The 21749-nt window shown below is 59.6% G+C and carries 24 protein-coding genes, 1 tRNA gene and 1 riboswitch; of the genes, 15 read left to right on the top strand and 10 right to left on the bottom strand.

The annotated features are described in order from the left end of the window. Positions 1–39: 39 nt before the first annotated feature. The 3 genes from IOD40_RS10320 (at position 40) to phoU (ending at position 3833) form a co-directional block, all read left to right on the top strand. On the top strand, positions 40–1914 hold the full coding sequence (locus IOD40_RS10320) for a glycosyltransferase family 2 protein (protein ID WP_210336857.1): 1875 nt from the start codon (positions 40–42) through the stop codon (positions 1912–1914). Positions 1915–1985: 71 nt separating this feature from the next. Continuing rightward, the gene (locus IOD40_RS10315) at positions 1986–3041 is read left to right on the top strand and encodes an ATP-binding protein (protein WP_198476467.1); all 1056 of its coding nucleotides are present in this window, start codon (positions 1986–1988) and stop codon (positions 3039–3041) included. Between the two features lie 69 nt (positions 3042–3110). After that, the gene (gene phoU / locus IOD40_RS10310) at positions 3111–3833 is read left to right on the top strand and encodes a phosphate signaling complex protein PhoU (RefSeq protein ID WP_198476466.1); all 723 of its coding nucleotides are present in this window, start codon (positions 3111–3113) and stop codon (positions 3831–3833) included. Positions 3834–3972: 139 nt separating this feature from the next. Here phoU and IOD40_RS10305 read toward each other — a convergent pair whose 3' ends face one another. Next, entirely contained in the window at positions 3973–4485 is a 513-nt protein-coding gene (locus IOD40_RS10305; RefSeq protein WP_198476465.1) for a GcrA family cell cycle regulator, read from the bottom strand. A 359-nt stretch (positions 4486–4844) separates the two neighbouring features. On the opposite strand from IOD40_RS10305, the gene IOD40_RS10300 reads away from it, so the two are divergent. From IOD40_RS10300 to IOD40_RS10280, 5 genes are all read left to right on the top strand, one after another. Next, complete coding sequence (locus IOD40_RS10300) at positions 4845–6038, top strand: aspartate aminotransferase family protein (RefSeq protein ID WP_198476464.1); 1194 nt, start codon at positions 4845–4847, stop codon at positions 6036–6038. Continuing rightward, positions 6035–6952, top strand: a complete 918-nt coding sequence (gene argF / locus IOD40_RS10295; RefSeq protein ID WP_198476463.1) for an ornithine carbamoyltransferase — start codon at positions 6035–6037, stop codon at positions 6950–6952. Before IOD40_RS10300 ends, argF begins: the two co-directional genes overlap by 4 nt. A gap of 186 nt (positions 6953–7138) precedes the next feature. Next, positions 7139–8128 carry an Hsp33 family molecular chaperone gene (locus tag IOD40_RS10290; RefSeq protein WP_198476462.1) on the top strand — a complete coding sequence of 330 codons (990 nt, stop codon included), beginning with the start codon at positions 7139–7141 and terminating at the stop codon, positions 8126–8128. Between the two features lie 162 nt (positions 8129–8290). Next, the gene (locus IOD40_RS10285; RefSeq protein WP_198476461.1) at positions 8291–8455 is read left to right on the top strand and encodes a hypothetical protein; all 165 of its coding nucleotides are present in this window, start codon (positions 8291–8293) and stop codon (positions 8453–8455) included. 90 nt (positions 8456–8545) lie between these two features. Then, positions 8546–8803: a hypothetical protein gene (locus IOD40_RS10280; RefSeq protein ID WP_198476460.1), complete on the top strand. Its 258-nt coding sequence runs from the start codon at positions 8546–8548 to the stop codon at positions 8801–8803. 32 nt (positions 8804–8835) lie between these two features. Here IOD40_RS10280 and apaG read toward each other — a convergent pair whose 3' ends face one another. Continuing rightward, positions 8836–9228 (bottom strand): Co2+/Mg2+ efflux protein ApaG, encoded by a 393-nt coding sequence (gene apaG, locus IOD40_RS10275; protein ID WP_198476459.1) that lies wholly within the window; start codon positions 9226–9228, stop codon positions 8836–8838. 38 nt (positions 9229–9266) lie between these two features. Beyond that, a complete protein-coding gene (locus tag IOD40_RS10270; RefSeq protein ID WP_198476458.1) occupies positions 9267–10451 on the bottom strand; it encodes an O-succinylhomoserine sulfhydrylase in 1185 nt (394 codons plus the stop codon). A gap of 41 nt (positions 10452–10492) precedes the next feature. Further along, a riboswitch (SAM riboswitch) is annotated at positions 10493–10570 on the bottom strand. A gap of 75 nt (positions 10571–10645) precedes the next feature. Here IOD40_RS10270 and IOD40_RS10265 point away from each other — a divergent pair. Together IOD40_RS10265 and IOD40_RS10260 are read left to right on the top strand one after the other, a co-directional pair. After that, positions 10646–11737: a 2'-deoxycytidine 5'-triphosphate deaminase gene (locus IOD40_RS10265; protein WP_198476457.1), complete on the top strand. Its 1092-nt coding sequence runs from the start codon at positions 10646–10648 to the stop codon at positions 11735–11737. Positions 11738–11835: 98 nt separating this feature from the next. Beyond that, positions 11836–11909 (top strand) — tRNA-Gly (locus IOD40_RS10260). A gap of 38 nt (positions 11910–11947) precedes the next feature. Here the strand turns inward: IOD40_RS10260 and IOD40_RS10255 are convergent. The 3 genes from IOD40_RS10255 to IOD40_RS10245 form a co-directional block, all read right to left on the bottom strand. Then, positions 11948–12154 carry a hypothetical protein gene (locus IOD40_RS10255; protein WP_198476456.1) on the bottom strand — a complete coding sequence of 69 codons (207 nt, stop codon included), beginning with the start codon at positions 12152–12154 and terminating at the stop codon, positions 11948–11950. A gap of 101 nt (positions 12155–12255) precedes the next feature. Continuing rightward, positions 12256–12642: a DUF883 family protein gene (locus IOD40_RS10250; RefSeq protein ID WP_198476455.1), complete on the bottom strand. Its 387-nt coding sequence runs from the start codon at positions 12640–12642 to the stop codon at positions 12256–12258. Positions 12643–12694: 52 nt separating this feature from the next. Then, complete coding sequence (locus IOD40_RS10245) at positions 12695–12841, bottom strand: hypothetical protein (protein WP_198476454.1); 147 nt, start codon at positions 12839–12841, stop codon at positions 12695–12697. 214 nt (positions 12842–13055) lie between these two features. Here IOD40_RS10245 and IOD40_RS10240 point away from each other — a divergent pair, with 214 nt between their 5' ends. Further along, entirely contained in the window at positions 13056–13319 is a 264-nt protein-coding gene (locus IOD40_RS10240) for a DUF6460 domain-containing protein (RefSeq protein ID WP_198476453.1), read from the top strand. A 4-nt stretch (positions 13320–13323) separates the two neighbouring features. Continuing rightward, positions 13324–14664, top strand: a complete 1341-nt coding sequence (locus tag IOD40_RS10235; protein WP_407649157.1) for an MATE family efflux transporter — start codon at positions 13324–13326, stop codon at positions 14662–14664. Between the two features lie 7 nt (positions 14665–14671). Here IOD40_RS10235 and IOD40_RS10230 read toward each other — a convergent pair whose 3' ends face one another. Both IOD40_RS10230 and IOD40_RS10225 read right to left on the bottom strand, forming a co-directional pair. Next, on the bottom strand, positions 14672–15754 hold the full coding sequence (locus IOD40_RS10230) for a quinone-dependent dihydroorotate dehydrogenase (RefSeq protein ID WP_198476452.1): 1083 nt from the start codon (positions 15752–15754) through the stop codon (positions 14672–14674). Continuing rightward, entirely contained in the window at positions 15751–16098 is a 348-nt protein-coding gene (locus IOD40_RS10225) for a DUF952 domain-containing protein (protein WP_198476451.1), read from the bottom strand. The genes IOD40_RS10230 and IOD40_RS10225 overlap by 4 nt, the downstream gene beginning before the upstream one ends. 125 nt (positions 16099–16223) lie before the next feature. Here IOD40_RS10225 and IOD40_RS10220 point away from each other — a divergent pair, with 125 nt between their 5' ends. The 3 genes from IOD40_RS10220 to IOD40_RS10210 all read left to right on the top strand — a co-directional run bounded on the left by IOD40_RS10220 (position 16224) and on the right by IOD40_RS10210 (position 18517). Further along, positions 16224–16652 (top strand): hypothetical protein, encoded by a 429-nt coding sequence (locus tag IOD40_RS10220; RefSeq protein ID WP_198476450.1) that lies wholly within the window; start codon positions 16224–16226, stop codon positions 16650–16652. Between the two features lie 144 nt (positions 16653–16796). Further along, a complete protein-coding gene (locus IOD40_RS10215; RefSeq protein WP_198476449.1) occupies positions 16797–17711 on the top strand; it encodes a sulfite exporter TauE/SafE family protein in 915 nt (304 codons plus the stop codon). Positions 17712–17716: 5 nt separating this feature from the next. After that, positions 17717–18517: a TIGR02186 family protein gene (locus IOD40_RS10210; protein WP_198476580.1), complete on the top strand. Its 801-nt coding sequence runs from the start codon at positions 17717–17719 to the stop codon at positions 18515–18517. 4 nt (positions 18518–18521) lie between these two features. On the opposite strand, the gene pdeM is transcribed toward IOD40_RS10210, so the two are convergent. Both pdeM and IOD40_RS10200 read right to left on the bottom strand, forming a co-directional pair. Beyond that, positions 18522–19229, bottom strand: a complete 708-nt coding sequence (gene pdeM / locus IOD40_RS10205; RefSeq protein ID WP_198476448.1) for a ligase-associated DNA damage response endonuclease PdeM — start codon at positions 19227–19229, stop codon at positions 18522–18524. After that, positions 19226–21736, bottom strand: a complete 2511-nt coding sequence (locus IOD40_RS10200) for a ligase-associated DNA damage response DEXH box helicase (RefSeq protein ID WP_325099706.1) — start codon at positions 21734–21736, stop codon at positions 19226–19228. The genes pdeM and IOD40_RS10200 overlap by 4 nt, the downstream gene beginning before the upstream one ends. Positions 21737–21749: the final 13 nt, after the last annotated feature.

The raw sequence follows: 21749 nt of genomic DNA, 5'->3' as shown, positions 1-21749 counted from the left end.
TCTCATGAAAATATCCGTGAGCTGCGCATCGCACAGATCTTGCGCGAGTGGCACCCCGTTCTGAATCGGGCATCGATCTCCGCCGAGAACGCAACCAGCATTGCCAGGAAGGCGGTGGCAAACGACACGGGCTTTGCACGCGAGGCCCTTGCCTCAGGTAGAATCGACGAAGCGCGATTTTATCAGGCCATCGCAGCCGAGCTTGGCATCGGGTTCATCTCGAGGATCTCCCCGCAGCAAATCGTCATGGCGGCTGACGCTCGCCTTGAAGGCCTGAGCAGAAGCTTTGGCATCCCGCTCACGCTTTTGACAGACCGGCACGGCAACACCGTTCATGTCATCTCCCGGAAGGATCTTGATTTCGGGCCCCTCAAGAAGAAGATCGAAGAGCATCCCGAACTGGCGCGCCGATTGCGCATAGCGCCGCCGTCTACACTGCGTAAAGCGCTGATCCGCAGGAGCAGCGGACGGCTCCTGTTTGACGCACAAAATGCGCATGCACTCCGATCTCCGGATCTGAGTGCCGGAACTGTCATTACCGGCCGGCAGGGGATCCTTCTCGGTATACTCTTCGCAGCATTCGCCGGCTGCCTTGCGTTCACGCCGCATCTCACGCTTTTAATCATACACCTGATTGCTGCGATTACCTTTCTCGGCTGCATGGTCCTGCGGCTTTTGGCTCTGCAGGATGCGCGACCTGTCCAGCGACGGCACGTACAGCTGGGCGATCCTGATGAGCTGCCGATCTACTCCGTGATTGTCGCGCTTTATCGGGAGAAAGAGGTGGTGCCTCAGCTTCTGGTAGCGCTCGGCATGCTGCAATGGCCGCGCAGCAAGCTCGAGATCAAGATCGTCTGCGAGGCTGATGATGCAGAGACGCTGGCCGCCCTCAAAGCTCACCGGCTTCATCCCTGCATCGAAATCGTTGAAGTGCCGCCGAGCCTGCCGCGCACCAAGCCAAAGGCCCTTGCCTATGCGCTCCCGCTTTGCAGCGGGGAGTTAGTAACCCTTTATGACGCCGAAGATCGGCCGGACCCGTTTCAACTTGCCGCTGCCTACGCAGCTTTCCGTCGTGAAGGTCCGGACCTCGCATGCGTGCAGGCACCGCTGATTATCAGCAATTCCCACAGCAGCATTCTCGCGACCATGTTCGCGTTCGAGTATGCGGGCCTGTTTCGCGGGCTCTTGCCCTATCTTGCGCGCAAGAAGGTGCCCTTACCCCTCGGCGGGACCTCAAATCATTTCCGCCGCTCTGTCCTGCAAGAAGTTGGCGGCTGGGACCCGTTCAACGTCACAGAAGATGCGGATCTTGGCGTGCGCTTTGCGCGTTATGGATACCACGTCGGCATCATCCGCAATCCAACGCTGGAAGACGCGCCCGAAAACCTCCGTGAATGGCTCCCACAGCGGATCCGCTGGTTCAAGGGTTGGATGCAAACCTGGCTCGTCCACATGCGTCACCCGATCCTATTGTGGCGCGAGCTTGGCACCAGCGGTTTCATAACTGTCCAGATCCTGATGTTCGGGATGATCGTCTCATCGCTGGTGCACCCGATCTTTCTGGTTTCGGTGACCTATCACTGCGCCATCCTGACGACCGGCGACGCTGCATGGATGGACGGAATATACAGCCTGTTTGTGCTCATCGCACTGCTGGCGGGATACGCCACCTTCATCGTGCTTGGGTGGCGCAGTCACCCGTTACCGGAGCGCCCCTCGCTTCCGAAGGTGATCTTGCTGACGCCGGTGCACTGGACATTGCTGTCGCTGGCGGGTTGGGCAGCGCTGTGGGAGCTTTACTGGCGGCCTCACCATTGGCACAAGACGCCCCATCGCCGAACAGCGACGCCGCGTTCGGCTAACAACTCTCCCCAGCAAAAAGCCGCCATTCCGGCAACCGTTACAAATCTGTGATAGTTATCTGACAAAGCTCTTTTGGGCTCGTAACAATCGACCCCATTCGACAGATACAGGGTAACTTGAACATGAAATCCCAGATGGGCCGAGCTGCGGATGTCATCGACATTCTGGCTGCGCGGGAACTGGCCAATGTCCTGCCTGATCCGGTGATCCTGATCGATGGATATGGCGCCGCACGCTACGCCAACCCCGCTGCAATCGCCTCATTTGGAACGATCCGCGTCGGCACGCTACTGCAGCATCGGTTTCGCTCGCCGGAAATGCAGCAATTGCTTATGAACGCGCTGCGCACAAAAAGCTCCGGCGAGATCGAATACAGCGAACGCGTGCCTATCGAGCGGGTATTCCTGATTTCGATCCAGCCGCTCCAGTCAGAATCCGGGATATTCCTGGTCCACTTCAAGGACCAAAGCGAAACCCGTCGCATCGATCGCATGCGTGCTGACTTCATCGCCAATGCCAGCCACGAGCTTCGAACGCCGCTTGCTTCGATTTCCGGCTTCATCGAAACACTGCGCGGGCCCGCGAAGGATGATGCCAAGGCACGCGAGAACTTCCTGCAGATCATGCAGGCGCAGACGGCCCGCATGGCCCGGCTGATCGATGATCTGCTTTCGCTTTCGCGCATCGAGATGAAGCCGCATACGCGGCCTCAGCAAAAGGTTGAGCTTGGAGGCCTTTTATCTGGGCTTCTCGAGACCATGTCGCATCTGGCCAAAGATTATAACGTTGCCATCAATTTCACGCCGCCAGATGCACCGATCGTCGTTGCGGGAGACCGGGACGAGCTGATCCAGGTCTTCTCCAATCTTCTGGAAAACGCGTGCAAATATGGCCAGCAAGGCGAGCGCGTCGAGGTGTCCCTGAAGGTTGGACGCGGCACCGGCCCCGAAGCAACAATCTGCTTCCGCGATTTCGGGCCTGGCATTGCCGAAGAACACATTCCGCGACTGACTGAGAGGTTCTATCGGGTAGACGTCGAGAAAAGCCGCGTAAGAAACGGGACCGGGCTTGGCCTTGCCATCGTCAAGCACATATTGACGCGCCATGCGGGACGGCTGACCATCCATTCGACACCCGGCGAAGGCTCAACCTTCTGTGTGCACCTGCCCTTGTCGTAAACGTGTTCTTTATTCTGTCATCAGGGCGGATTACCCTGAGGAAACTCTTTCAAGCGGTTCGTCACTATCATGCTGTCTCCTCACATCGTGCGTGCCTACGATCATGAACTTGCCGAACTCGGCAATCGCATCGCATCGATGGGCGGACTAGCCGAGCGCATGGTCGATGAGGCCATGGCGGCGCTCGTCAATGCGGACACGGATCTGGCGCGCAAAGTCATTGCCGACGACGCGACCCTTGATGAAGGTCAGCGATGGATCGACGATCAAGCGATTCTGATGATCGCCCGACGTCAGCCCATGGCGGATGATCTGCGCGAAATTCTCGGCGCGATAAAGATCGCGGCCGACCTCGAACGCGTCGGAGATCTTGGAAAGAATATCGCCAAGCGCGTCGTAGCCGTCACCGAGGTGCGGCAGCCTGTCCAGCTTTTCCGTGGCCTGGAAGCGCTGACCACGCTGGCCCTCACCCAGCTAAAGCAGGTGCTCGACGTTTATGCCTCGAGAGAGGTCAGCACGATTGGTTTTGTGCGCAGCCGCGACGAAGAGATCGACGCGATGTACACCTCCCTCTTCCGGGAACTTCTCACATACATGATGGAAGATCCGCGCAACATTTCCCCCTGTACGCACCTCTTGTTCTGCGCCAAGAACATCGAGCGCATTGGTGACCATGCCACCAACATCGCCGAAACGGTCTACCACGTGGTGACTGGTGAGATGCTGCCGATGGATCGCGTCAAGGTCGACAAGAGCCACCAAATTGTCATCCGCGAAAGCCCGGAAGAATAGTTTCCTGACGGCGCAACCTTAACTTCCGTAACGCCCGACAAACGTCATTTCAAATATTTCCTGGCTTAGGCCGTAGAAACGCGAAAATAAAAAAGGGAGCCCGCAGCTCCCTTTTCTTGGTCCGTATCTTTTCCGGAACTTAGCGAGCGCGACGACGCTCCGACGCCGGCTGATAGGCAAGCTTTGCGTGATAGCCGCAATATGGGCTGCTCTCGCCCGACTGATTTCCGCAGAAGCTGAAATCGTCGTGAAGCGGGTCACCGTTAGGCCATTTGCAGGTGCGCTCGGTGAGCTCGATCAGCGACAGGTTGCGCGAAATCGGCACAACCACGTCCTCGATCGGGCGCAGCACCTGATGAACAACCGGCTCGGCGTCAAACTGCGCTGCAAGTGCAGTTGCGCCTACGGTTGCCGTGATCGTGCGCGCTGCGGGACGCGTCTGCACTTTTACCGGAGCAGCTGCTGGCGCAACCTTCTTTGCTCGCGGCTGAGCTGCCGTGGCGCGGCCCCTGCCCGAGAGTTTCAGACGGTGCACCTTGCCGATAACAGCGTTGCGGCTGACGCCCCCAAGTTGAGTTGCGATCTGGCTCGCGCTCAGACCCTCCGCCCAGAGTTTCCTCAGCAGTTCAACGCGTTCGTCGGTCCAATTCATGAGGAGAGGCTCCTGCTTCATGCTAGCGACGGAGTCGGAATCCACCAGCGCCCGGCCAAGGCCGGCTCGACACCATATGTATCGGGGTGATTAGATCCGCCGCACGAAATCTAGTTTTTCTGGCCCTCAAGCTACAGTATCGGCTGACTCCGTGACAAGAGTCCCTTTCGTCGCCCGAATCAGTTTTTACGGTTTTCCCCAACTTGGTCTCCGCCCAAGCAGGTGAAGTTCCGGAGCGGAAGGTTCCGGGCACGTTTTATTTGACACACCTCTTTTAAAGGTCGATATAAGCTGGCTTTTGCCGCCCTTTGGGCGGCTATTTTTATTGTCACTGACCGGAACGACCGGAGTTGCATGAAATGAGCGGATCGGCCCTTTTTGAAACCTTCGCACGAGCGCCGCTGGCATTTGAGCGAGGTGAAGGCAGCTGGCTGATAACCGAGGCCGGGGAACGCTACCTCGATTTCGCAGGTGGCATCGCGGTCAACTCGCTTGGACATTCGCACCCGCACCTTGTCGCCGCTCTGACCGAGCAGGCGCAGAAGCTCTGGCACGTTTCAAATCTCTACGAGATCCCCGGCCAGAGCCGTCTGGGTGAGCGCCTTGCAGCCTCCAGCTTTGCCGACCGCGCGTTCTTCACCAATTCGGGTGCAGAGGCGCTTGAGTGCGCAATCAAGACCGCGCGTCGCTATCATTATGTGAACGGCGCGCCTGAGCGCTTCCGCATCGTCACCTTCGAAGGCGCTTTCCACGGCCGCACCCTGGCGACCATCGCAGCTGGCGGCCAGCCGAAATATCTTGAAGGGTTTGGTCCGAAGGTCGAGGGGTTCGATCAAGTGCCGTTTGGAGATCTCGACGCTGCCGAGAAGGCAATCACGTCAGAGACCGCAGCCTTCCTCATCGAGCCGGTCCAGGGTGAAGGCGGCATTCGGCCCCTGCCACCGAAATTCCTCGAAAACCTGCGCGCACTATGTGACAAGCATGGTCTGCTTCTCATCGTCGACGAAGTTCAGTCGGGCGTTGGCCGCACCGGCAAGCTCTATGGTTATGAGTGGTCATCAATTCAGCCGGATATCATGGCGATCGCAAAGGGCATCGGGGGCGGCTTCCCGCTCGGCGCATGCCTTGCAACCGAAAGGGCGTCCATGGGAATGACGGCTGGCGTTCACGGCACGACGTTCGGTGGAAATCCGCTGGCGATGGCCGTCGGCAATGCCGTTCTCGACGTCATTCTTGAAGACGGCTTCCTAGAAGGCATCCAGCAAAAGGGCAATCTCGCCAAGCAGGGCCTCGCCTCGCTTGTTGATGAGTTCCCGTCTGTCTTTGAGGATGTGCGCGGCTCGGGCTTGATGCTCGGCCTGAAGTGCAAGATGCCGAACGGGGCCGTAGCGGGCGCCATGCGCGAGGAGCGCCTTCTGGCAGTTCCCGCGGGCGACAATGTTGTTCGCCTTCTGCCGCCACTGACAGTCACTGAGGACGAGATCCGTCAGGCGATTGCAAATATCCGCAGCGCAGCCACAAAACTTGTCGCTGAGGGGGAAGCAGCACAATGAACAAAGATTATCGCCATTTCACCGACCTGTCCGCGCTTTCGTCCGAAGATCTGCGCCAGATCCTCGATGATGCTTGCGCACGAAAGCACCGCCTGAAGGCAGGCGAGGTCTCGAGACCTCTCGCCGGCAAGGTTCTGGCGATGATCTTCGAAAAGCCGTCCACTCGTACGCGCGTATCTTTTGACGTCGGCATGCGCCAGCTCGGCGGCGAGACGCTTATGCTTACCGGCACCGAGATGCAGCTTGGGCGCTCGGAGACTATTGCAGATACCGCCAAGGTCCTGTCGCGCTATGTCGACGCGATCATGATCCGCACCATGGAACATGACCGCCTGCTCGAGCTTGCCGAGCATGCGACCGTTCCGGTCATCAACGCCCTGACGGACGATACCCATCCGTGCCAGATCATGGCCGACATCATGACCTACGAGGAACATCGCGGCCCGGTTCGCGACAAGCTCTTCGCCTGGACCGGTGACGGCAACAACGTGCTCCACTCCCTCATGGAGGCGTCGGCTCGCTTTGACTTCAGGCTAAATATTGCAGTGCCGGAAGGTAGCGAGCCCTCCCAGAAATATCTGGATTGGGCAAAGGAAAACGGCGCTCGCATCACGTTGACCCGCTCGGCCGAAGACGCTGTCGAAGGGGCAGACTGCGTCGTGACCGACACCTGGGTCTCCATGGGCCAGGAGCATCGCGCGCGCGGCAACAGCGTGTTCCAGCCCTATCAAGTCAACGCAGACCTCATGGCGCGCGCCAAGCCTGATGCGCTTTTCATGCACTGCCTGCCTGCTCATCGCGGCGAAGAGGTGACGGACGAGGTGATCGACGGGCCGCACTCCGTGGTGTTCGACGAAGCCGAAAACCGCCTCCATGCCCAGAAGGCAATCATCGCCTGGTGCTTCCGCGCTTGATCACGAAGGTGAGCGACCCTATCTGAGCGGCTCACCCGGATCTTGAGCGCCTGTCTGGTGTACGAACACCCGATGCGCAAGGTCGCGCGTGCATGCCCCTTGAAATGGGGCGCGCTTGCACGCAAAACGCATGTAACGACCCCGCGCCCAAAATTGCGACGCAGGCCCAACTGACAGGATATTCCAGTGGCTGAGACCCAGAGAAATCTCGGCGAATTCGGATTCGCCGGCGACGACCATGTTGTACCGTTCGCTGTGGAAGCGCTCGACATACGCGGGCGCTCGGTTCAGCTTGGTCGGCTCATCGACGCGATCCTTTCGCGGCACAACTATCCGGAGCCCGTCGCTCGCCTTCTCGCTGAAGCGATGACGCTGACCGTGCTGCTTGGTACTTCACTGAAATTCCAGGGCAAGTTCATCGTCCAGACTCGCTCCGACGGTCCCGTCAGCCTCCTTGTGGCGGATTTTTCCACGCCGCATTCCCTGCGCGCCTATGCCAGCTACGATGCAGAACTCGTCGATGAGGCGATCAAGGCTGGCAGAACCTCAACCGAGGACCTTCTCGGTAAGGGTGTCCTTGCTCTGACCGTGGATCAGGGCGCGCATATGCAGCGCTATCAGGGCATCGTTCCGCTCGACCAGACCTCTCTTGAGGAGGCAGCGAAAATCTATTTCCGCCAGTCGGAACAGATCCCGACCGATGTTCGCCTTGCGGTCGCCCGACAGTTGGTCCGCGGCGAAGGCGGCGAGGCGCGCTGGCGCGCCGGTGGCCTGATCACGCAGTTCCTGCCTGCCTCGCAGGACCGTGCCCGTCTACCCGACCTTCATGGCGGAGATGGCGACGACGGCCAGAATGGTCATGTTGAAGACGATTCCTGGTCGGAAGCGCAGGCGTTGGTCGCAACTGTGGAACCAAGTGAACTTCTGGACCCGACCGTCGGCTCGGAACGCCTGCTGTATCGGCTGTTCCATGAGCACGGTGTGCGCGTGTTCGAAGGAACGCCGGTTCGTGACGAGTGCTCTTGCTCTCGTGAGCGGCTGCATGGAATTCTGGCTGGCTTCACGGCAGAAGAGATGAAAGAAAGCGCGGAAGAAGGTGTCATCAAGATCTCCTGCGAATTCTGCTCGGAGACTTATCATTTCGATCCAGCCGAGTTTCTGAACAAAGATCAGTAGTTCTCAACCCTCCGTCGGCACACCTGCCGACGGAGGGCCTTTTGTGCTGGCCAGACCAGACCTCGAATGGTTAATATACCCGGAAAGCTTTTGTGAACCGGGAGGGGGCATGGTCAGCAGCGGCAGCCGGGCGGCGTGGGCCAGCACGAGACCGGACATAAAATGACTTTGAAGATCCTTTTAATCATCGCTGGTGCAGCAGCTTTTGGCTGGGGCTTTTCGGAGATCGTTGAGCATTCCGACAACTCGATCCGCAGTTCCCAGGATGCCGGCCTGAATTGCCAGGACTGGGCTTCAGGAAGTTGCGAGCGCACTTTTGAGCGATGAATGGCTCGCGGCCGTCAGAGCCAATATTGAATAGTTAACCGCTGCTGTGCAGAGTCCGCCTTGTCCCAAGGGCTTAGCAGGCGAGCAATGATGGCCGAGAATTTCACGACGCGCACGGAAATGCGTGAAGAAATTGCCGAAGCGGTATGCGAGATCGCCATTTGCCTGGCGAAGTCGATCCATGCCCTCGATCCGCAGGCTCATCGTCAAATGAATTTCGAGGCCGGGAAATCTTATAACCGCCTGCTTGGCGAGCGGCGCGAGCTAGCCGCTGACATCCTCTATCGCTTCGGACGCGCCTTGATGGATCGGGATCTGTTCCCAGAACCCGAGCAGACGGAAGACTAAAGCTTGTCTCCAAAAATGGATTTAGCCGCGCTTTAGTTCAGCGAGCGTGCAGCGTTTGGCAGATCAAGCGAAAAGGCCGGGATCGCGACTTCGAAGAGCTCGCCGTCATCCGCGCGCATCGTGTAGGTACCAACCATGATTCCCGATGATGTGCGCAGCGGGCAGCCAGACGTGTACTGAAAGCTGTCGCCCGGCTCCAGCACGGGCTGTTCGCCAACGACGCCCTCCCCGCGCACCTCCTCCTCACGACCATTCCCGTCGGTGATCCGCCAATAGCGCTCCATGAGCTGGATGCGCATCGTGGAATTGTTGACGATCGTCACCCGATAACCCCAGACGTACCGACCCTCATCGGGGTCGGAACGATCCGGGAGATAGAATGGCTCGACTTCAACCTCGATGTCGCGTGTCGTGCATCGATACATGGTGCTGACTGTCCGCCTGCCTGCGCTAAGATCGAGACTTAAGCCAATGCGCGCTCAATGTCGGCGATCAGATCGTCTGCGTCCTCAAGACCGACGGAAATGCGCAACGTGCCGCCATTGATGCCGATAGCAACGCGGGCCTCTTCGGTCAGGTTCTTGTGAGTCGTCGTGCCGGGATGGGTGATGAGGCTCTTTGCATCGCCCAGATTGTTTGAAATCTTCACGATCTCCAGCGCGTCCGCGAACTTGAACGCGCCCTCCTTCCCACCCTTCACATCGAAGCAGATCAGCGTCGATCCGCCCTTCATCTGGCGCGAGATCAGCTCTGCCTGTGGATGGTCCTTGCGGCCCGGATAAATCACCCGCTCAATCGACGGATGCTCTGCCAGGAAATCAGAGATGCGGCTGGCGTTTTCAGTCTGCTGGCGCACGCGCAGCGGCAGCGTCTCCAGTCCCTTCAGCAGCGTCCACGCGTTGAACGGCGACAGGGACGGTCCTGTATGGCGGAAATAGTCCTGCAGCTGTTCATTGATCCACTGCTTGTCGGAAAGGATCACGCCACCGAGGCAGCGACCCTGACCGTCAATATGCTTGGTCGCGGAATAGACAACCACATGAGCACCGAGCTCAAGCGGCTTTTGATGAAGCGGGGTCGCAAAAACATTGTCGACAACGACGCGAGCGCCAATGCTGTTTGCGATCCGCGCCACGGCCGCAATATCGATCACTTCCAGCGTCGGATTGGTCGGGCTCTCAAAGAAGAAGAGCTTGGTGTTCGGCCGAACTGCCTTTTCCCATTCTTCATTCTTGGTGCCATCGATCAACGTCGTCTCGACGCCGTATTTCGGCATCAGCTTTTCGATGATCCAGCGACAGGAGCCAAACAGCGCGCGGGCAGCAACCACGTGATCACCTGCCTGGACGCTACAAAGAAGCGCAGCAGCGACTGCCGCCATGCCCGACGCGGTTGCGCGAGCGTCTTCCGCCCCCTCCAGCGCGCACATGCGCTTTTCGAACATGTCGACCGTCGGGTTTGCGTAGCGCGAATAGATGAAGCCAGGCTCTTCGTCCTTGAAGCGTCGCTCAGCAGCACCAGCCGTTTCGTAAACGAACCCCTGGGTGAGGAACAACGCTTCGGAGGTCTCCCCGAACGCCGTCCTTACGGTTCCGGAGTGGACCATCTGGGTGGCTGGCTTCCAATTGCGCTTCGCTTCGTTGGTCATCTTACACCTGAACACAAAAAAACCGGCCGCGAAGTCGCATGCCGGTTCCTCCATCGGTCCCTTTAGCGACTTGTTTAACGTGGCTGCAAGCCGACCGGCAAATCACCACGGGATAACGGAGCTTTACGCCTCACGAGAGCTTGCGTCAATCGCCGCTGTCGTTAAACCTCGCCGGTCAAACATGAGGTTTTGACGTGCGTAAGACGGGTATTCTGCCGGATCGCGACATAGCTGCACTTTTTGACGCAGGTTCCATGTCCTCGTCGCGTGCCCTTGATGCTGACCAGATCCAGCCTGCCAGTCTGGACCTTCGCCTTGGCACGAAAGCCTATCGTGTACGCGCGTCTTTCCTTCCAGGCCCGAACAGCACCGTTCTCGAAAAGCTCGATCGGCTGAAGCTGCACGAGATGGAGCTGACCGAGGCCGGCACGGTTCTTGAGACCGGCTGCGTTTACATCGTGCCGCTGACCGAGCACTTCGCGCTTCCTTCGGATGTCTCGGCTTCGGCCAATCCGAAAAGCTCCACCGGCCGCCTCGACATCTTCACGCGCGTCATGGCCGACCGGACGCAGGAATTCGACAAGATCCCTGCCGGCTATCAGGGACAGCTGTTCCTTGAGGTCAGCCCGCGCACTTTCCCGATCATCGTCCGCCCTGGCTCGCGCCTTTCGCAAATCCGCTTCCGCAAGGGCGAGCCATTGCTGGACGAGAACGAACTGCAGGCGCTGCATGACAGCGAGACGCTCGTTGCCACCGAGGCACCGAGCATCACCAATGGGGGCATCGCCCTTTCCATCGATCTCAGCGGGGACCGCGACGGCCTGATCGGATATCGCGGCAAACATCACACTGCGGTGATCGACGTCGACAAGCGGGCCGCCCAGGAAGTTCACGACTTTTGGGAGCCGCTTTACGTCCGCGGGCGCCGCGAACTCATTCTTGATCCGGACGAGTTCTACATCCTTGTCTCGCGTGAAGCGGTTCATGTGCCGCCCGACTATGCAGCAGAGATGACGCCGTACGATCCACTCGTCGGCGAATTTCGCGTCCACTATGCCGGCTTCTTCGATCCGGGTTTCGGCCATTCAGCGGCGGGCGGCACTGGCAGCCGCGCGGTTCTCGAAGTCCGCAGCCACGAGGTCCCGTTCATTCTCGAGCACGGCCAGATCGTGGGCCGTCTTGTCTACGAACACATGCTGTCCCGGCCTCAAAACCTCTACGGCACTGACCTGAAGTCAAACTACCAGGCTCAGGGCCTCAAACTGTCCAAGCACTTCCGTACCTAGACCACACGGCTCAAGCCGGAATTTCGTAGAGATCTTCGGCAACCGGCGCGCAATCTGCTTGACAACACCGAGCCGCTTGAACGACTAATGCGGCTCGCGCGGGTGTAGCTCAATGGTAGAGCAGAAGCTTCCCAAGCTTACGACGAGGGTTCGATTCCCTTCACCCGCTCCAGCTCCCCTCAACACGAATGAAGCTTGTGGCACGTCAGCCTATTGACCTGCAGGTTGCATTTCCTCTGCGTCTACGGCGCGCATGTTGTCGTTATTGACGATATCGGGCGCGGTGCGGAAGCCGAAGTCGAACGCGAAATAGGCGGCGGTTATCGCGATGATGATCGCTGCCGCAACTATAAGTGCCTTGCGTTCACGCCATTTGGACGGCGCGTCTTGGTTCCTGATGTTCCGACGTCCGCTCATGCCGATCTCCATTGCTATGGGGTGCAACAAGCTGACGGGCGCAGATGTTCCTTCAAAATGAAAACCCCGCCGGGTGGCGGGGCTCTGGCGTGCCGGTCGAATTAGTACCAGCGACGCGAATGGTGGTTGCTCGCCAGCGACTGCCCAAGGAGGAAGCCGACAAGCAGGCCAAGAAGGCCCGCTGACGACAGCAAAGTCGCAGCCGTCCCAGGATTTTCGCGGATGGTTTCGGACATCGCATTCGCCTGGTGGCGGATCTGACGTCCTGCGCTGCGCGCCCGGTTGGAGGCCTCATCATAAAGATCTTCCGCTTCGCCGCGCACTTTCTCGAAAGCCTCCTGGCCGCGCTCGGACAGTTGCTTTGTCAGACTGCTGACTTCCGCCTTCAGGTCGGAAATCTGCTTCTCCATGTCTTTGCGACTATTGTCGTCCTTAGCCATATTTTCGTTCTTGAAGTCGCGAATGTTTGGATTTTCATTGTCGGCCATAAGTGGCTCCTTCGTCTCGCTGATATCACCCCGCCCATCAAACTCTGATGCGTCAGTTGCTCTCGACTGAAATTCCTGATTCGCCGACGCGCAACTCGATGCCGTCCGGCTTTGATTCCTCGCGGAACACATAGATGCCAAGCACGACAACGGCGACCGCCAGCGCACCGACGATGAGGAAGAGGTGGTTCTGCTTCATATTTTCCCTCGAACAAGCAGTCAGCAATTCTTGCGATCTTCTGCAAAAACCGCCTTATCTATTCAGTGAGAGGCTCAGTTTGTTGCCTGAAGTCACCGAATTACGCTCATCAACGCTGAAAACGCTGTTTGGTTGCCGAATGCGACGAGCTGCTCGCACTTGAAGCGCGCCTGTGGGAAGAGTATCTCGGCGTAAAAACCGACAGGAGACATGCATGAGCGCCCTCACCCGCTTTCTCGGCGACACGCCATTGCGCGTTGCACTCAAGCTCGTGGTCGTCTCCTTTCTCGTCGGTGTGGTCATGGTGACGTTCGGCTGGTCGCCTCATGACGTGCTGCGCGGCATCGCCGATTTCTTCAGCGGGCTCTGGAACATGGGTTTTGACGCCTTCTACCGCTTCCTCAGCTATTTCCTGATCGGCGCTGCGGTGGTAGTTCCGGTATTCCTCATTCTTCGGCTTTTGAGCTGGCGAAAATAGTTCCTTGGCGCAAGCTGCCCGCACCGGCCCTCGGCCCTTCAAGGTAACGAACCGGCTGGTCCTCGCCATCGCCCTGCCGATGATGATCGCTTACATGACGACGCCAATGATCGGCATCGTCAATACGGCTGTGATCGGACAGTTGGGAGATCCGGCAATCCTTGGCGGTCTGGCAGCCGGCGCCGTCTTGTTCGACCTCGTCTTCGCGACCTTCAATTTTCTCCGCACTGGAACGACCGGGCTTGTCGCGCAGGCTTTCGGACGCGGCGACGCGCCGGAGGAACAGGCAGTCTTCTGGCGGGCGCTGATCGTAGCACTTTCCATCGGGTTGGTCCTCGCGGTCGGCGCGCCTGCCGTTGCATGGGCCGGCCGGCTCTTCATGGCCGCGGAGCCTTCCGTCAGCAACGCGATGAGCACCTATGTGACCATCAGGCTGCTGGCAGCGCCACTGTCACTCTCGAACTACGTGATCCTTGGCTATCTTCTCGGGCGCGGACAGGCAGGGCTGGGCCTCGCGCTGCAGCTATTGATCAATGTCACGAACATCGTGCTGTCGATCTCCTTCGGGCTCTGGATGGGGTGGGGCATTGCGGGCGTTGCCTGGGCCACTGTCTGTGCCGAAGCGCTCGCGGCCATCCTCGGGCTTTGTGTCCTCGTCGCCCGCTTTCGGCGCCTTCCGCCGCTCGCGAAGGGCGCGCTGAGGAACGTCGAGGCGCTCAAGGTGATGTTCGCGCTGAACCGGGACATCATGATCCGCTCATTCGTCCTGCTCGGCGCCTTCGCGATCATCGCGCGGCAGGGTGCGCAGCTTGGAACGCTGACGCTGGCGGCAAATGCCGTCCTGATGAATTTCTTCCTGTTGGCCGGCTATTTTCTCGACGGTTTTGCAGCGGCGGCTGAGCAACTTGCAGGAAGATCTGTCGGAGCGCGAAACCGTGAGGCCTTCGATCGCGCTGTGCGCCTTACTGGCATCTGGGGCTTGTCGGTCGCCGCATTGGTCAGCCTACTCTTCGTCTGGAAGGGCGACATGCTGATCAACCTCATGACAACCTCGCATGAAGTGCGAGATCTCGCGGCAGCCTACTTGCCTTGGGCAGCTTTCACCGCGCTCACCGGGGTGCTCGCCTTCCAGATGGACGGCATTTTTCTTGGCGCAACCTGGTCAAGCGACCTGCGCAACATGATGCTGGTCTCGTTCGGCGTCTTCGTTGCCGCCTTGTGGCTGCTGATCCCGCCGCTGGGGAACATCGGACTATGGAGCGCGCTGCATCTGTTCTTGCTGATGCGCGGGCTGACCTTGGCACTGCGCCTGCCACGGCGCACTGACATAACGTTCAGCAGCTAGCGGAAACTTAGAACGAAGCGGCTTCCCAGCGCTCCAGCCCCGTATCGCGCATCTGGGTGATCGATGTGTAGCCCTCGCGGCGCAACAGGCGTCCCAGATCACGAACAATCCGGGCAGGCAGCGACGGCCCCCCATAGATCATTCCCGTGTAAAGCTGGACAAGATCGGCACCGGCACGAATTTTCTCTGCCGCAGTTTCTGCCGAATCGACGCCGCCACAACCGATCAGCGCAACATCCGGCCCGAGGCGGCGGCGCATGCGGGCCAGTTGCACCGTCGAGCGGGCAAAAAGCGGCTTGCCCGACATGCCACCGGTTTCGCTTGCCTTGCGGTTGGTGAGGCCATCGCGCGACAGCGTCGTGTTGGAGACGATCACCCCCTCGATCCGCTTGTCGAGTACCTCGGCGGCGATATCATCAAGCTCGTCTTCAACGAGATCCGGGGCGATCTTGAGGAATACCGGAACATGCCGGCCGATGAGCGCAGTCTGCTCGTCGCGTGCGTTCTCGACTGCAGCCAGAAGCTCGGCAAGGCTCGAGCGAGCCTGAAGATCGCGCAGGCCCGGCGTGTTAGGCGACGAGATGTTGACGGTCAGGTAGGTCGCCAGCGACGCGAACCGCTCAACACCGAGACGATAATCATTGATGCGATCGTCACTGTCCTTGTTGGCACCGATATTGATGCCGACAACACCGCCCTTGCCGGCACGCGCCTGCAAGCGGGCAAGCGCGGGAGCGTGGCCCTCATTGTTGAAACCGAGGCGGTTGATGACCGCCTCATCTTCTTCCAGACGGAAGATGCGGGGTTTTGGGTTTCCGGGCTGCGCGCGCGGGGTCAGGGTGCCCACCTCCGCAAATCCGAACCCGAGCCGCAAGAGCGGGTCAGCGACCTCAGCGTTCTTGTCGTAGCCCGCCGCCATCCCGATCGGATTGGCGAACTCGATCCCCGCAACGTTCGTCGTCAGAGCCAGGTCGCGATCTGGCGCGCAGGCAAGCGGCAGACCGCTCTTCAGCGCAGCGATGGAAAGCGTGTGCGCGCGTTCAGGATCAAGCGTAAAAAGCGCGCGACGGCCAAGTTGCTCCAGCATCATGCAGGCAGCTCCGGGAAAACATGTGAACCTTGATCGTCCAGCGGCAGCGGCTTGACCCATGCGGCAGAAGCGGGATCAAGCGGCGCATAAAGATGAGGGAACAGAGCGCCCCTGCGCGACACTTCCCATTTCAGCGCTTCGCCGAAGCTGTCTGCGTCAACCGCGATCAGCAGGAGATCCGTCTGACCGGAGAAATGCTTGGCGGCGGTTTCGCGCACCTGCTCGGCGGTTGAGAAATGGATGAAGCCATCCGCGATATCGACAGGGGCGCCGGAGAAGACTCCAGCGGCTTCCGCCTCGCGCCACATGGTTTCAGGAGCGATCTTGTAGATGAGCCTGGACATGGCAGCGCTATAGGCGCATCGCGCGCCGATTGAAAGCGCGAGCAGGACACTCTGTGACACGCCTGACGCAATTACGGCACAAACAGTGCTCACGAATGTGGGATCGGCAGTGGAAGGAGTATCTCATGCGACACGCAGGTGCACTCACCGTTGTTGCCTTGACGGCGATGGTCTCGTCGCCGGCATTGGCACAGGAAGACCGATACAGGCTGGAGCGAACCGAAAACGGGTATATCCGTCTCGACACGCAGACCGGACGCATGTCGAGATGCACCGAACAGGCACAGCAATTGATCTGTCGGATGGCGACGGAAGATCATGCCGCTTATGAGAAGGACATCACCGCGCTTGAGGAACGGATTGCTGCGCTTGAAGCGCGAATCTCGTCTCTTCAGAGCAGCGGCATCAAAACCGATCTCCCAACCGATGAGGAGTTCGAGCAGACGCTTGGCTACATGGAACGCTTCTTCCGTCGCTTCATGGGGATAGTGACGGATCTGGACCGCAATTTTCGCGATGAAAAGGCTCCGGAAGAAAGTCCGGATCGCACCTGAGTCTGAGCCGCATCATTTTTTAGCAGCATCGGCCTCCCGCGTTTGACTTCGCGCTCATACGGGCGCAAGAACAGGATGCTCACCTGACGGCATCCTCGCTCAGGGAGCTTCCGGGATCAGGCCACAAACAGTCGAGTTGGACGGGTGGGCATTTATCTTCCCATCGCCGAAATGTCGGTCAACATGGTCGTGATACTGGCCATGGGGGCCGCGGTGGGCTTTCTTTCCGGCATGTTCGGTGTCGGTGGCGGATTTCTGATCACGCCGCTGCTGATTTTCTACAACATTCCTCCGGCCATTGCCGTCGCGACCGGTGCGAATCAGGTTGTCGCGTCGTCCGTCTCTGGTGCGCTTGCGCATCTCAAAAAGGGCACCATCGACTTCAAGCTCGGCACGGTGCTGTTGATCGGTGGTATTGCCGGCTCGACCCTTGGTGCCTGGGTGTTCGCTCTGCTTAGAAGCGTCGGCCAGCTCGACCTGTTCGTGTCGCTGGTATACGTCGCGCTTCTCGGCACCGTCGGTGGACTTATGCTGGTGGAGAGCGTGCGCGCGCTTCAGCGCGCCCGCAGAGGCGTCAACCCGATCGCCCGCCAGACAGGGCAGCACAACTGGATTCACCGCCTTCCCTTCAAGATGCGCTTTCGCGCATCGAAAATGTTCGTCAGCGTCATCCCGGTGGTTGGCATCGGCGCGGTGATCGGGTTCCTGGCTTCGATCATGGGTGTCGGCGGTGGCTTCATCATGATCCCTGCCCTGATCTACCTTTTGAAGGTGCCCACCAACGTCGTCGTCGGGACGTCCCTCTATCAGATCATCTTCACGGCAGCCTACACGACCATCGTACATTCGACGGCCAACCAGACGGTCGACATCGTCCTGGCCTTCCTGCTTATGGTCGGGGGCGTCGCCGGGGCACAATATGGGGCGCGCGCAGGGCAGAAACTGCGCGGCGAGCAACTACGTGCGCTGCTGGCGCTTCTGGTTCTTGCCGTTGCGCTGCGCCTTGCCTTTGACCTGTTCGTGCGCCCAAGTTCCGTTTATTCGCTGACGGGCCTTTGACCATGATGAGGCTTGCAGCGAACAGATTATCCCTGGCCCTCCTGATCTCGGCGTGGTGCATGGCACCAACGCTGGCACAAGCCCCGACCGATGTGACGCCGGAATCAATCCAGATCGGCCTCTCCACCGATCGGGTGACGATCACCTCCGATTTCTCCGGAGCGGACCTCACAATTTTCGGTGCACTGGATAACGCAGATCCGATGGTGGCGCGTCAGGGGCGTTACGACGTGATCGTCGTCCTTGAAGGCCCCGCTCGACCGGTTGTTGTCCGCAAGAAGACGCGCGTTCTGGGCATGTGGATCAACACCGAGTCCGAGACGTTCGTGAACGTGCCGATGAGCTATTCGGTGGCGACCAGCCGCGCACGGCAGGACATAACCAACCCTGCCAATTACAAGCAACTGGCGCTAGGAGCCGAGAATATCACCGTTACGCCCTTTGACCGTAATGGCGATCCCGTGACGATCGAAGAATTCACCACCGCCCTGCGCGAACGCAAGAAAGCCAGCGGCCTCTTCAGCGAGCGCATTGGCGGCGTGCAGTTCCTCTCGCAGAGCCTATTCCGCGCAACGCTGCATCTTGCGCCAAACGTCCCCGTCGGCACTCACCGCGCCCGCGCCTTCCTGTTCAAGAACGGCGTATTCATCAAGGAAAATTCGGCACAGCTGGCGATCCTGAAGGCGGGCTTCGAGCAACGCGTGCACCGTGCGGCCCAGAACCACGGCTTCCTCTATGGTGTCGTTGCCGTGCTGCTTGCCTTCGTCACCGGCTGGCTGGGACGCCTGATCTTCCGCAAGGACTGATCGGTCAGCTTCCCCGCAACAAGCGTCGGGAAATCGCGAAGACACGGCTGTCGCCCAACATGTGTGCGACGAATGTCTCCCAGCGAAAAAGCCCCTTATACGCCTTGTCCAGCACGTTGAGCATGCCGGTATAAGCGCCAAACGCCGGCATGATCAGCCTGTCGCCATCGGTAGCGAAGCACCGGCGGCGTACGGCCCTGCCCCGGTGAACGACAACGGCTCCAGGGTGAAGATGGCCTGCAATTTCACCCGCTGATGCACCCGGCAGCGGCTCGTGGCGAAAGCGCAAGCCGCCAATGGCTAGCTCGTCGACCGTCGTTCCGGGAAGATCTGCCGGCGCGTCCGGATCGTGATTGCCGGCAACCCACAGCCATTCGCAGCCAAGCATCAGTTCAAGCAGACTGTCCCGGAAAGGTTGCGGCATTCGGTTTGCCCCACCCCCGTCATGAAAGCTGTCGCCAAGGCTGATCACCGTGCGCGGAGTGTAGCTTGCGATCACGCCAGCAAGCTTCTGCAATGTGGCAGCAGTATCATAGGGCGGCAGCAACTGGCCGCGCCGCGCAAAGGCAGAGCCCTTTTCAAGGTGAAGATCCGATACCGTCAAAAGACCAAGATCAGGAAAGTAAAGCGCGCCGCGCGCGTCGCACACCGCAAGCTCGCCAGCAATGACGATCTCTCCGGCGAATTGTGATTTTTCCGGCTCTGCGTTCATTCTTCGCCCATTGCCTCGCGGATCAACTCGTCTTCCGCTTCCGACAGCAGGATATCATCTGCTTCACCCTTTACCCGTTCCTTGCCGATTTCCATCATGACCGGAACAGCAAGTGGCGAGATGCGATCGAGCGCCTTATGCACGATTCTGCCCTTGATCCGCGAGAGCATGTCCGCAAGCCTACTGACATCCAGCAGCCCCGCCCCCGCATCTGCACGCGTTGCGCGCAGCAAGATATGATCCGGCTCATGCGTGCGCAGGACATCGTAGATCAGGTCTGCCGACACAGTCACCTGTCGTCCGGTCTTCTCCTGTCCCGGATGGCGCTTCTCGATCAAGCCTGCAATCACGGCGCAATTGCGGAAAGACCGCTTGAGCATCCAGCTTTCGGCGAGCCACGCCTCAAGGTCATCCCCGAGCATGTCCTCATCGAAGAGTTCGGAAAACGGCAACTTGCCGTTGCGGTGCAATTTGCCGATGTCCCCATGCGCCCACACGGCCAGCGAATAATCCGTTGCCACAAAACCCAACGGACGGGCACCGCCGCGCTCGAGCCGTCGTGTCAGGAGCATGCCCAGCGTCTGGTGCGCGAGGCGCCCCTCGAACGGATAAGCGACCATGTAGAAACGTTTTCCGCGCGGGAAGGTCTCGATGAGGAGGTCGCCGGGGCGCGGCAGCATCGACTTCTCGCGCTGCAGTTCCAGCCAGCCCGCGACCTGGTCGGGCAGTACATGCCAGCGCTCCGGATCAGCCAGCATGCCGCGAACTTCTGCCGCCAGATAGGTCGACAGCGGAAACTTGCCGCCCGCATAGGAAGGCACCCGCGCATCTTCCCCCGCAGCGTTCGTCACATAGCATTCATTTTCGCGTATCCCCTCAAACCGCAGCATCCGCCCGGAAAACAGGAAGGTGTCTCCGGGCGAGAGCGTCTCCAGAAAATACTCCTCGACCTTGCCGAGAACGGGACCGCCAAAGGCGTTTGCCCCCTTGCCGCGCTGGCGTGTCAGCCGCACGTTCAACATCGGTGCCTCGATGATCGTGCCGACGTTGAGGCGGTATTGCTGGGCGTATCGCGGATGGGAAACACGCCATTTCCCCTCCTTGGTCTGACGGATGCGCGCGTAACGTTCATAGCTGCGCAGCGAATATCCGCCGGTCGCGACGAATTGGACGACCTTCCCAAACGTGTCGGCGTCGAGCTTCGCATAGGGCTCCGACATCCGCACCTCGTCGAGGAGTTCAGCCTCATCGAATGGTTCAGCGCAGGCCATCCCCATCACATGTTGGGCAAGAACGTCCAGCGAGCCAGCCATGAGCGGCGGCGTGTCCTGCGCTCCTACATAATTTGCTTCGATGGCCGCTCGGCATTCCAGAACTTCAAAGCGATTTGCGGGTACGAGGATCCCCCGGCTCGGCTCATCCATCCGGTGATTGGAGCGCCCGATGCGCTGGGCAAGGCGGCTCGCGCCCTTTGGGGCACCAACGTGGATGACGAGATCGACATCACCCCAATCGATGCCGAGGTCGAGCGTTGAGGTCGCAACCACGGCCCGGAGCGCATTCGCCTCCATCGCGCTTTCGACACGTCGTCGCTGACCGACGTCGAGCGAGCCGTGATGCAGGGCAATCGGCAACGTGTCTTCATTGATGCGCCATAGCTCACCGAAAAGCCGCTCCGCCTGAGAGCGTGTATTCACGAAGAGAAGCGTAGTCCGGTGTCGCTTGACCGCGTCGTAAATCTCCGAGATCGCATATTGGGCGGTGTGCCCTGCCCAAGGCACGCGTTCCTCCGATTCCAGGATTGTGATAACGGGCTTTGCGCCGCCTTGAACCGTGATCAGATCCGCCATCGCGCCCGGCGGGCGCTGAGGCACCAGCCACCGGCGCAGTGCATCGGGATCTGCCACAGTGGCGGAGAGGCCGATTGTTTGAAGGTCCGGCAAAAAGCGGTGCAAACGTGCAAGGCCAAGCGCCAGAAGATGGCCGCGCTTTGACGTCACCAATGAGTGCAATTCGTCAAGAACGACGTATCGCAGGCCCGAAAAGAAGCGCTCCGAATCCTTGGAGGACAAAAGCAGTGCCAGCTGCTCGGGCGTGGTGAGCAGGATATCAGGCGGGTCCAGCTTCTGGCGCTGGCGCTTGTGCGTGGGCGTATCGCCGGTGCGTGTTTCGATGTTGACGTCGAGGCCAATCCCCTCGACTGGCTTGCCGAGATTGCGCTCAATATCAACGGCGAGCGCCTTGAGGGGCGAAATGTAGAGCGTATGAATACCGCGATACGCCTCGCCGGGCTTACGCTTTGGCCGCATCGCAAGGTCGGTCAGCGAGGGAAGAAAGCCGGCCAGGGTCTTTCCCGCTCCGGTTGGTGCAATCAGCAGGACAGATTTTCCCGCCTGTGCCTTATCAAGCAACTCAAGCTGGTGCGGTCGCGGGCTCCAGCCTCGCTCGACAAACCAGCGCGTGAAACTATCGGGAAGTATAGCCGTGGGCGGGACGTCGTTTTTCACTCCCCACAGGTAG

This window comes from Aquamicrobium zhengzhouense (genome assembly GCF_016124105.1).
In the GTDB taxonomy this organism is placed as follows: Bacteria; Pseudomonadota; Alphaproteobacteria; order Rhizobiales; family Rhizobiaceae; genus Aerobium; species Aerobium zhengzhouense.
This window is presented reverse-complemented; position numbering and strand designations above follow the sequence as displayed.

Bases quoted from the DNA above. Each gene is read 5' to 3' on its own strand.
- IOD40_RS10280 (WP_198476460.1), top strand. From the start codon at position 8,546: ATGGCCGAGAATTTCACGACGCGCACGGAAATGCGTGAAGAAATTGCC.
- phoU (WP_198476466.1), top strand. From the start codon at position 3,111: ATGCTGTCTCCTCACATCGTGCGTGCCTACGATCATGAACTTGCCGAA.
- IOD40_RS10210 (WP_198476580.1), top strand. From the start codon at position 17,717: ATGAGGCTTGCAGCGAACAGATTATCCCTGGCCCTCCTGATCTCGGCG.
- IOD40_RS10300 (WP_198476464.1), top strand. From the start codon at position 4,845: ATGAGCGGATCGGCCCTTTTTGAAACCTTCGCACGAGCGCCGCTGGCA.
- IOD40_RS10225 (WP_198476451.1), bottom strand. From the start codon at position 16,098: ATGTCCAGGCTCATCTACAAGATCGCTCCTGAAACCATGTGGCGCGAG.
- IOD40_RS10285 (WP_198476461.1), top strand. From the start codon at position 8,291: ATGACTTTGAAGATCCTTTTAATCATCGCTGGTGCAGCAGCTTTTGGC.
- IOD40_RS10305 (WP_198476465.1), bottom strand. From the start codon at position 4,485: ATGAATTGGACCGACGAACGCGTTGAACTGCTGAGGAAACTCTGGGCG.
- IOD40_RS10245 (WP_198476454.1), bottom strand. From the start codon at position 12,841: ATGAAGCAGAACCACCTCTTCCTCATCGTCGGTGCGCTGGCGGTCGCC.
- argF (WP_198476463.1), top strand. From the start codon at position 6,035: ATGAACAAAGATTATCGCCATTTCACCGACCTGTCCGCGCTTTCGTCC.
- pdeM (WP_198476448.1), bottom strand. From the start codon at position 19,229: ATGAACGCAGAGCCGGAAAAATCACAATTCGCCGGAGAGATCGTCATT.
- IOD40_RS10250 (WP_198476455.1), bottom strand. From the start codon at position 12,642: ATGGCCGACAATGAAAATCCAAACATTCGCGACTTCAAGAACGAAAAT.
- IOD40_RS10315 (WP_198476467.1), top strand. From the start codon at position 1,986: ATGAAATCCCAGATGGGCCGAGCTGCGGATGTCATCGACATTCTGGCT.
- IOD40_RS10230 (WP_198476452.1), bottom strand. From the start codon at position 15,754: ATGATGCTGGAGCAACTTGGCCGTCGCGCGCTTTTTACGCTTGATCCT.
- IOD40_RS10270 (WP_198476458.1), bottom strand. From the start codon at position 10,451: ATGACCAACGAAGCGAAGCGCAATTGGAAGCCAGCCACCCAGATGGTC.
- IOD40_RS10220 (WP_198476450.1), top strand. From the start codon at position 16,224: ATGCGACACGCAGGTGCACTCACCGTTGTTGCCTTGACGGCGATGGTC.
- apaG (WP_198476459.1), bottom strand. From the start codon at position 9,228: ATGTATCGATGCACGACACGCGACATCGAGGTTGAAGTCGAGCCATTC.
- IOD40_RS10240 (WP_198476453.1), top strand. From the start codon at position 13,056: ATGAGCGCCCTCACCCGCTTTCTCGGCGACACGCCATTGCGCGTTGCA.
- IOD40_RS10255 (WP_198476456.1), bottom strand. From the start codon at position 12,154: ATGAGCGGACGTCGGAACATCAGGAACCAAGACGCGCCGTCCAAATGG.